We start from the raw sequence: 9,760 nt of genomic DNA on the forward strand, positions 1-9,760 counted from the left end.
CATGAACAGCATCCTGGAAAGAATCGAGATTATACAAGGTGACATAACCAAAATTTCAGCTGATGCAATTGTAAATGCTGCAAATTCAAGCTTACTTGGTGGCGGCGGTGTTGATGGTGCCATCCACAAAGCTGGTGGAAAAGACATATTGGAGGAATGTAAAAGAATTCGTGCAAAGCAAGGTGGATGTAAAACGGGAGAAGCAGTCATAACAACAGCGGGCAAACTTTCCGCTAAATATGTTATCCATACAGTCGGGCCAGTGTGGAATGATGGCAAGAGTGATGAGGAAATGTATTTGCGAAGCTGTTACCGAAAAGCATTGGAGTTAGGCGAGAACTATGAAGTAAAGAGCATAGCATTTCCTACTATTAGTACAGGAATATTCAAGTTCCCAAAAGATCAAGCATGCTCCATTGCAGTGGATACAGTGATATCCTTTTTAAAAGAAAATACTTCAATAAACAAAGTGATATTTGTTACTTATGATGAGGTCAATTACAGATTGTATGTGGAGAAAATGAAAGATTTACAAGCATGAGATCATCCACAACGACAAAATACTTCAACTGTGTAAAGTATTCATATAGTGACAGAAGGCAGAAATTATTTAGAAAAAGGAGAATCAGGTTGAGTACACTAGAAAAGGCAATTGTCATTGCGACACAAGCCCATGCCGGGCAAATTGATAAAGGTGGGAATCCGTATATCCTGCATCCTTTACGAATCATGTTAAAAATGACAACAGAAGAAACCCGGATCGCAGCGGTATTGCATGATGTTCTGGAAGATACAGAAGTAACCGAAGATGAACTCCGAGCGGCTGGATTTCATGAAAAGGTTATTGCTGCAGTAGTTGCATTAACCAGACAAGAGGAAGAATCGTACATGGAGTTTATTAAACGGACGAAACGCGATCCCGTTGCAAGAATTGTGAAATTGGGTGATTTGGAAGATAATTGTGATGTAACACGTATCCCCAATCCAACTGATACTGATTTGGAGAGAATCAAGCGTTATAAGAAGGCGATTCACGAACTGCTGTCATCGTAGCGGGTAATTGTATGGACAATTCAAAAAGATCGCTATATAATTGGTAATAGTTGGAGTGAAGAGATGACAGCAAGTAACAAATTGCGGGTGTAGTTCAATGGTAGAACTCTAGCTTCCCAAGCTAGCGGCGTGGGTTCGATTCCCATCACCCGCTCCATAGTAATCAGAGCGTAGGAACCTTGATATATCAAGGTTTTTTCTTTTTGTTTCTTCGGAATATGCACAGGGTGTTCTATTTATCCAGTCAGTACCATCGGAGTCGGATCGAGCTGCCATTGTTGTAGGTCAACGATTTCGACTAGGTAAAGTGAGGAGAGTTTCAAGACAAAAGAAGGCAGACAAACACCCGTTTTGCAAGATATCCATATCTGTCATATTCACCCTAAGGAAAAAAATCATATCCTATCTGGTAAGTCAGAGACTTTGGCTGTCCTGTCCAGACACACATGCTTGAAACTGCTAAGCGAAAAGGAGTTGAGAAGTTGTCACGTTCTGCGAAAAGCACCTTCAACAGCTCTATCAAAATTGATGTCCTGATCCCAGCTATTGAGAAAGACCTTGGCACTCTTCCCTATGTCATTGACAGTATCCGTAAGCAAGTGAAGCATCCGGTCGGTAAGATCATGGTTGTATCGCCACCAAGCAAGCGAATCCAAGCCCTTTGTCGGCGTAAAAACTGCACCTTCATCAATGAAAGACGCGTGCTTCCGATTACAAAAAAAGACATTCACTACCAAACCAAACGCACCAATCGCTCAGGCTGGCTGCTCCAACAATTGTTGAAGCTGGCGGGAGGAAGCTTGACCAAGCAAAGGTATTATCTTGTGATTGACGCGGACACCATTCTCATCCGCCCACATGTCTTTCTCGTCAACGGGAAAACTGTTTTTTACTGCCGTAACTGGAGTCGTCCCGAGTATTTTCGCACCTATAAGAAATTACTGGGGACCAAGGCAACCGCCTCGCGCTCTTTCGTTGCCCACTATATGCTGTTCGACAAATCAAAGCTCTCCCGACTAAAGTATAAAATTGAGGCCAGGCATAAGACTAGGTGGTATTGGGCGATTATCAAGAAGACCAACAAACAGAGTTACGCCGGCTTCTCCGAGTTCGAAACTTACGGTAACTTCGTGAAAGCTCACTATCCCGGTCATCTGGTTGTAAGAAGTACCCTTAACAAAAGCTTCTCTTCAAAACCGTCATCACTTACTCGCAACCGAATCATCAGACTGGCTCAGAAATACAGGTCCATCTCCTTTCATAAACGCGCTTGGTATATCCGGAAGAGGAGCGTGAGAAAATGAGTCCAACTGCTTGTTATGTGAAAGTGCCCGGTCCATTTCGAGTCAACCATATTTTTTCTACATCCACGCGGTCTGGGTATATCCATCCAGGTTTGAACTTGGCCCCGAAGCCAGAGCGGACCACTTGCAAGGGTCTTCACAGGCTTCGGAAAGGTCAAAATCTAGGATTGTACCCTTCGGCATTTAACTGTAGAAGAGTAGAATAAAAAAGACGGGAATATATGCTCAAATATGTGAAACGGAAAAAGACCGTCCCTTTGCCATATTCTCGGCATTTGGGACAGCCTCTTAAGGGTTACCTAAATTTACGCAGGGCACATACAATGTTTTCCTGCTGGTATACACTCCCGAGGACACGGACGATATGAGCTAGCACCTAATTTTTGAAGAAATTTCTTCAACATTGTTATTTACCTCCCTTAAATGGAAAAATATAACTTCTTTAATAATATTAACACACAAACGCTGTAATTGGTATAAAAATCAAAAAAATCTAACTATTAATTGACGAAGAAGTTAAAGGTCAGTATGGTAGTTTTAGCTGTTTATGTGTGGAAAATAAGGCTTCCTCCATTGAGAAAGCCTTATTTAGGTACTGCCGAGAGTACCTAAACAAAATATGAAAACTTTTTGTTCTATCTGTGTTGGTCAAAAAGTATTGGATTTCCATCGGGGTCTTCAATTACAAAGCTGGCTGGTCCTGTTGAAGTTAATCTTGCATCGCCAATAATATTGATTCCCTTATTTCGTAAATCTTCTTGTATTTCTCTTACATCTTTGAACGGATTTATTTCTTCAGCTTTGCTATTCCACCCCGGATTAAAGGTCAAAATATTTTTGGGAAACATGCCCTGGAACAACCCTATTGTGGCATTGCCATTCTGCATGATCAACCAGTTTTGAGTAATATCTCCGCCAAAAACATGAAACCCAATCTTTTCGTAAAACGCTTTAGATGCATGAATGTCTTTCACACGTAAACTTACAGAAAATGCACCAATACTCATGTTATTCTCCTTACTATTAATTTTAATGTATTCTTCTATTAGTAACCAATTATTCGTTGAGCGATTCCTGCCCGTTATCTTACTAGCTAGCAGAACTATATTTTCACGAATAGATTTCGCCCTCATCACATTGATGATCCAGATTACTGACACTTCCTTATTCTTTTGCGTTAATTCTTCGGGGGCAGGGTGGCGAACAGCAACAATGGTATCGAAATCAGAATCACGGAGGGGTAATAAATGAACGTTTCTTTGATGACAAGTACAGATGCAAAGCAAGTCGTAACTTGGAAATATCCGCAGGAATATTCTTTTTATGATTTTGAAGAAAGTCCAGAAACGTTCCAGGAACTATTAGACGGTACCTATTATGCAGTTCGAGATAATCATAGTCAGCTTACAGGCTTCTTCTGTTTTGGGTTCAATGCTCAAGTGCCAGAAGGTCGAAAGCAAAATCTTTACAATGGCGAGAACGTGTTAGATATCGGGCTCGGAATGAAACCAGATTTAACAGGGAAAGGGATAGGCTATTCGTTTTTAAAGGCTGGAATCGAATTTGCCAATCAGCAATTTGAACCAAAATATCTACGATTAAGTGTTGCTACCTTTAATAGTAGAGCAATTAAAGTTTATACAAGAGCGAGATTTATCGAGACGGCTTCATTCGTAAGCAATGGGACCGCATTTATCGTGATGACGATGGATATGGACAATCTTGGATAGGTAGAGTACATAGCATTCCTTCCCCCGGAACCAGTACGCCGATCACGAGCATTACAACCAGCAACAACGTTAATTTCCCTCATCCATCCAGGAAACACATTGGTATGTAATTTTCATAGAAACGCGACAAAAGTACCGATGAGTAGAGCGGTTAACATTGCTCCTCCCTGCATTCTATTTGCACATAGAGCTTGTTTGTCCATTCTCGCCCTCGAAACCAGCTTTGAAAATTACAAATTACTGCGCCAGGATTTATCAAGATGAAACAGCCCCTGCTGCGTAACAGGAGCCGGTTTGTCAGCTGCAAATATCGAGACTTCTTTAAGGTAGCTTGGTTACTAGAAAAGTGGAGACTGCTCTTCTGACTGAAGATTGGTTAAGAAAAGTGAGAATCCATTCGTTATGAGAAAAGGGGTAGTTCTCAAGTACAGATACTGGTTGATTACCAGTCATTGTCCATCCAGCACTAATGACCCTTCGAATACCTATGTTTCTTAGTCTAATTTCATGTACTGAATTTGGAGCAATTGATACTTGAGTAAATTCGATGATAAAAAAGCCATTTCCAAGATCCTGTGTAATACGTACATTTTTCGGACCTAAGGTGGTGGTTTTTCTCCATTTTCCACCTGCTTTTTTTACAAATTTGCGAGTTGGTTTTTTATTCATAATGCGAGCTGGCCTTTTATTCATAGTTTTTCCTCCTACATGTAATCAAGCTTGAATATAGTAATAGCATATGAAGGCAAGCAGTAATTGCTTGGACAAATATATTAGGATATAAAAAATGGGTGCTAGTAAGGTTGAGTACGACCACCGTGTCTGTATTGAATCTGCTGTTCATTCATGACACAATGAAGAAAATGGCAATTAATGAGCAAGCATATGACCGACTTAGTAGAATGGGGGGAGCGAAGTGAGAACAATACAACTTGGCACTAGTATGTTAGAAGTACCTGTCATCGCAATCGGTTGCATGAGGATAGGGTCATTGGATAAGCTGCAAGCGGAGCGCTTTGTGCAGACGGCGCTGGAAGAAGGGGCGAACTTTTTCGACCATGCGGATATTTACGGAAAGGGCAAATGCGAGGAAGTGTTTGCAGAAGCGATTCACATGAGCCCCCGTGTACGAGAAAATATCATTTTGCAATCGAAATGCGGTATCCGCCCAGGTATGTTTGATTTTTCCAAAGAGCATATCCTGGATGCAGTTGATGGCATTCTAAAGCGGCTTAAAACCGAATATCTGGATGTGCTGCTTCTGCATCGACCTGACACGCTTGTCGAGCCGGAGGAGGTAGCGGAAGCGTTTGATCTGCTCGAAACCACGGGCAAAGTACGCCATTTCGGTGTTTCCAATCAGAATCCAATGCAGATTCAACTGCTGAATAAATATCTAAAACAACCAATCGTTGCCAATCAACTGCAGCTAAGCATTATGAACGCCACTATGATCTCGCAAGGCTTTAACGTTAATATGGAGAACAACTCGGCTGTGAATCGCGACGGCAGCGTACTCGACTTCTGCAGGCTTCATGATATTACCATTCAACCTTGGTCGCCGTTCCAGCATGGTTTTTTCGAAGGCTCTTTCTTAGGGAATGAAAAGTTTCCTGAACTGAACAAGAAAATCGATGAAATTGCAGCGAAATATGAAGTATCGAACACGGCGATAGCCATCGCGTGGTTGCTTCGCCACCCGGCAAACATGCAGCCTGTCATCGGCACGACGAATGTTGAACGAATGAAAGATTGCGTTAAAGCCGCACATATTCGCTTGACACGGGAAGAATGGTATGGCATTTACGGCTCAGCTGGCAACGTTTTGCCGTAATTATACAAACGTTCGAACTACGCAAAACGCATCTTTGTTTGTGTGAGAGCGCCTTAAAAAGGGTGCTCTTTTTTACTCATCAAAATATAAAACACCCCAGACATTCATCTGGAGTGTTGTGCAATGCTTCACTTGCGATTTAGTACTTACCATTTGAAAACGTTTGTACATCTCCAAAGACAGTGGAGCAGTATAAGCGAATCCGAATTGTATCCGCTGGTACATCAGCAATTAGGCTTACATATGCCGTCTTCAGGTAGTTTATCATAACAGCCGAGAAGACTCCTACTTCTAAGTCTTGCATAGCTTGGCGAAAGTGGGGGATGAATCGGCGCTGCGAAGGAAGGACTTCTGCTTTTTGGGTTGTTCCCGCAATCTTTTTGTAGAACATACGTTCCTTTTGTGGTAAACTTTTCATGGGAGGAGGTGAATCAGGATGCTACGTAAAAAAGCGTTTCAGTTTCGTATTTTTCCCAATCAGGAACAAGCCGTACTCATCTCGAAAACATTGGGTTGCAGTCGGTTTGTGTTCAATCGTTTTCTGGCACGTTGGAACGAAACTTACAAACAAACGGGCAAGGGGTTAACCTACCATTCTTGTGCTGTCCAACTACCACAATTAAAAAAGGAACAGCCTTGGCTCCAAGAAGTAGATAGCACCGCCCTTCAATCTTCCCTCGACAACCTCGCAGATGCTTTCACCCGATTTTTCAAGAAACAAAATGAAGCGCCACGTTTCAAAAGCAAGAAGAATATCGTTCAGTCCTATACCACGAAACATACAAATGGAAACATCCGAATCAACGGGAACCAAATCAAGCTGCCGAAACTTGGCTGGGTGACATTCGCAAAATCCCGAGAAGTAGAAGGTCGGATTCTAAACGCAACGGTTAGACGAAATCCAAGCGGGAAATATTTTGTTTCGGTGCTTTGTGAGGTGCCTTACTCGCCGTATATTCCTGTAGACAAAGAGAAAACCATTGGCATCGACCTGGGTCTCAAAGAATTTGCTGCGTTTTCCACGGGGGAAAAGATCGGAAATCCCAAGTACCTTCGTCGGTATGAAAAGAAGCTGAACCAATGGCAAAGGAAGTTATCACGCCGAAAAAAAGGTGGGAAAAATTACGAAAAAGCGAGAAGAAAAGTAGCGATCTTGCATGAAAAAGTAGCCAACACCCGAAATGACTTCCTGCATAAACTGTCCACCAAGCTGATTCGCGAAAACAAAGTGATCTGTTTGGAGGACTTGCAAGTAAACCACCTGATCAAGAATCACAAGCTGGCGAAAAGCATTGCAGATGCGTCATGGTCCACTTTTCGCGCCATGCTGACTTACAAAGCCGAATGGTATGGACGAACGCTCTCCTTTGTTGGCAAACAATTTCCTTCCAGCCAACTTTGCTCCACACCAAACTGCGGGAACCGCAATAAAGATGTCAAGAATCTTAACTTGCGAGAGTGGACATGCTCGAACTGCGGGACACGGCATGACCGTGACGAGAATGCCGCGATCAATATTGAGCGTGAAGGACTTCGTTTGTTGTGTGAAACAACTTAACTGTCGGGACGACAGGGATAGCTTGGCGCATTTCACTTCGATAGAGGTGACTACCCAAGAATCCCCCACCTCTAAGCAATAGCGTAGGTGGAGGGAGTGTTCAATTAGCGAATGTAGATGCAATCACTTTACGATAGTGTTCCCATCGAAAATAAAACGGCCCGATGTTAATTTTGAATTGGTAGTGATCCTTGTAAAAATCCCGCCAAATGACTAGATTGTTTTTTCTCTCAAGTTTCGCCGATATGAACCCGCATTCCAGATCGCCACATTCGGGACAGACGAAGAGAGGTACTCGGTACCACAATAGAGAATGAGGCTCTTGGAGTAAGAAAAGACGAATCATTTCTTCTTGGTACTCCTTGGACCCCCATCCCAGACTAGGTACTAAATCATACTTTTCAAGTCGTTCGTACAAGGAATAACCATCAATAATGAAGTCATTGAATGTAATATGGTACGATGGGGTTCATCCGTTGTAAAACGTTGTCTTGTCTCCGTTGAAAGTTCATGGAATCGCATAAGTGCTTTCTCCTTATGTATGTTACATCAACAAGATTTTCCCCGTACGCTTATGCCCCTCCGCAAAATTCACAGCTTTATTAACATCTTGCAAAGCAAATTTCTCACCTGGTTCTGCTAAAACAAGCCGACCATTTTGCACGAGCTCGATGACCTTCTCAAACGTTTCGTGCCATGTAGACACAGATACTCGTTGATTCCAGTGTCGCAATAAAAACAAGTGGGGAAGGACTCCGAGTTGTTTCGAGATGAGTGCCCAATCTACTTGAATGCCAGATAACAGGCCTAATGACAAGAAAATTCCACCGGTGCGTGTCGACCTTGCCAGTTCTAAACCTTCTGCACCGCCAATGGAATCAATAGAGGCATGAGCACCTTGTCCGTTTGTGACAGTCATGATGGCATCGTAAATAGGCGCGAGTGAACTGTCGATGACATGCCATGCTCCAAGCTGCAGCAGCTCCTCTGTATATCTTGCATGTCGGACGATGGCGATCACTTTAAATCCAAATAGCGTGGATAATTGAATAAACAGACGACCTATGGCTGAGTTAGCTGCATTGACTACCAAAATCTGATCAGAAGAAAGTTGTAGTGTCTCGCTGCAGATAACCCACGCAGTAATAGGATTGATGTACAACCGACTGGCAATATCATCCTGGATCGAATCAGGTACCTCAATCGCTAGCTCTGCTGTTGTTTTTACGTATTCTTGCCACGTACCCTCGCCACGCAAGGGCAGAACACGTTTCCCTATGAGAGAGGGGGAGGCCAAGGGACCTGTCTCCACAACGGTACCAACACCTTCATAGCCAGGTATAGCGGGAAGGTTGATCCGGTGCTTGTAGGCTCCGCGAATGGGAATCACATCAGACGGATTAATAGGGCGGGCGCTCATTTTTACCAGGATTTCATTTTGTTTCAGAGGTTCAATCAGTCGTTGTTCAACCTTTAGTACTACATGAGGTTCGCCATATTGATGGTATCGTACCACTTGTGCATACATGGGCGTACACTCCTTCCAACAAAACTGTATACATTATCAAAGGTTGTAACGGTGTGGGATGGATACGAAAAAACCTTACGACGGTCGGAGTAAGGATCGAGGGTAACGAGGATAACTCACATGATATACAAGTAATAAACCGCATCAATCAACACGAGAGCTTGAAAGGCGGCCACCCCAAAAAACAAATAAGCGATCTTATGTTTTTTCTTTAACTCAAATGTCCCTAGAGAAACCATGATAATTGCTAAGCCCAGCATCGTTAGTACACGTAAGACAGAAGCACTTGTTATCAGCGAAGCGATGGCCAACACGATAACCATGATGGAAACAACGTTGAACCAGAGAGGATTCCTTTTCATTCGATACTCCCACTTCCGTTAGCCCAATTTTATAGTAAGACTATCTTAATAACAAAGAAAAATAAGAATGCCCCTAATAATGCAGTGATAGCTGCTGAAGGGAGATATTGATTCGGATTATGGATAACTTGTCTCAGTGTATTAAAAAAGCTTAAGAGAAACAAAGCTACTACAAAACTAACAAAGTACAACATCGGATCAGAACCTTTCCAGTTACATTCTTCAAAATTATACCAAGATTTCGATGTCGAAACAAATTTACATATCAATCGAATGAGAAGTAAAAAAGAGCGCATCTGCGCTCTTTTCATCCATGTGCGCCCAGCATGGGCGTTATCTCTAGGGTTAAAGTCCCGAATGGTGAAGGCAGTAGTAGCCATTAGCTTAAGAC

At 42.6% G+C, this 9,760-nt stretch carries 11 protein-coding genes and 1 tRNA gene; 7 read left to right on the forward strand and 5 right to left on the reverse strand.

The genetic code is table 11. The features are described 5' to 3' along the window. The first annotated feature begins 1 nt into the window (after position 1). The 4 genes from AB1L17_RS02130 to AB1L17_RS02145 all read left to right on the forward strand — a co-directional run bounded on the left by AB1L17_RS02130 (position 2) and on the right by AB1L17_RS02145 (position 2,357). Positions 2 to 541, forward strand: a complete 540-nt coding sequence (locus tag AB1L17_RS02130; protein ID WP_412842910.1) for an O-acetyl-ADP-ribose deacetylase — start codon at positions 2 to 4, stop codon at positions 539 to 541. Between the two features lie 89 nt (positions 542 to 630). Continuing rightward, the gene (locus AB1L17_RS02135; RefSeq protein WP_412842909.1) at positions 631 to 1,053 is read left to right on the forward strand and encodes an HD domain-containing protein; all 423 of its coding nucleotides are present in this window, start codon (positions 631 to 633) and stop codon (positions 1,051 to 1,053) included. Between the two features lie 83 nt (positions 1,054 to 1,136). Further along, a tRNA-Gly gene (locus AB1L17_RS02140) sits at positions 1,137 to 1,210 on the forward strand. 325 nt (positions 1,211 to 1,535) lie between these two features. Then, complete coding sequence (locus AB1L17_RS02145; protein ID WP_412842908.1) at positions 1,536 to 2,357, forward strand: DUF6492 family protein; 822 nt, start codon at positions 1,536 to 1,538, stop codon at positions 2,355 to 2,357. Positions 2,358 to 2,992: 635 nt separating this feature from the next. Here AB1L17_RS02145 and AB1L17_RS02150 read toward each other — a convergent pair. Beyond that, positions 2,993 to 3,364, reverse strand: coding sequence for a VOC family protein (locus AB1L17_RS02150; RefSeq protein WP_412842907.1), 372 nt, complete (start codon positions 3,362 to 3,364; stop codon positions 2,993 to 2,995). A gap of 240 nt (positions 3,365 to 3,604) precedes the next feature. On the opposite strand from AB1L17_RS02150, the gene AB1L17_RS02155 reads away from it, so the two are divergent. Beyond that, on the forward strand, positions 3,605 to 4,087 hold the full coding sequence (locus AB1L17_RS02155; RefSeq protein WP_412842906.1) for a GNAT family N-acetyltransferase: 483 nt from the start codon (positions 3,605 to 3,607) through the stop codon (positions 4,085 to 4,087). Between the two features lie 321 nt (positions 4,088 to 4,408). Here the strand turns inward: AB1L17_RS02155 and AB1L17_RS02160 are convergent, their stop codons facing one another. After that, positions 4,409 to 4,780, reverse strand: a complete 372-nt coding sequence (locus tag AB1L17_RS02160; RefSeq protein WP_412842905.1) for a hypothetical protein — start codon at positions 4,778 to 4,780, stop codon at positions 4,409 to 4,411. A 223-nt stretch (positions 4,781 to 5,003) separates the two neighbouring features. Between AB1L17_RS02160 and AB1L17_RS02165 the strand changes: the two genes are divergently transcribed. Further along, positions 5,004 to 5,921, forward strand: coding sequence for an aldo/keto reductase (locus AB1L17_RS02165; RefSeq protein WP_412842904.1), 918 nt, complete (start codon positions 5,004 to 5,006; stop codon positions 5,919 to 5,921). A 436-nt stretch (positions 5,922 to 6,357) separates the two neighbouring features. After that, positions 6,358 to 7,479, forward strand: a complete 1,122-nt coding sequence (gene tnpB, locus AB1L17_RS02170) for an IS200/IS605 family element RNA-guided endonuclease TnpB (protein ID WP_412842903.1) — start codon at positions 6,358 to 6,360, stop codon at positions 7,477 to 7,479. Between the two features lie 544 nt (positions 7,480 to 8,023). Here the strand turns inward: tnpB and AB1L17_RS02175 are convergent. The 3 genes from AB1L17_RS02175 to AB1L17_RS02185 all read right to left on the reverse strand — a co-directional run. Next, a complete protein-coding gene (locus tag AB1L17_RS02175; protein WP_412842902.1) occupies positions 8,024 to 9,007 on the reverse strand; it encodes a zinc-dependent alcohol dehydrogenase family protein in 984 nt (327 codons plus the stop codon). 116 nt (positions 9,008 to 9,123) lie between these two features. Beyond that, positions 9,124 to 9,369, reverse strand: coding sequence for a hypothetical protein (locus AB1L17_RS02180; protein ID WP_412842901.1), 246 nt, complete (start codon positions 9,367 to 9,369; stop codon positions 9,124 to 9,126). A 29-nt stretch (positions 9,370 to 9,398) separates the two neighbouring features. After that, on the reverse strand, positions 9,399 to 9,760 hold a 362-nt coding region (locus AB1L17_RS02185; protein WP_412842900.1), incomplete at its 5' end, for a hypothetical protein.

The organism is Brevibacillus jepli, assembly GCF_047229145.1.
In the GTDB taxonomy this organism is placed as follows: domain Bacteria; phylum Bacillota; class Bacilli; order Brevibacillales; family Brevibacillaceae; genus Brevibacillus.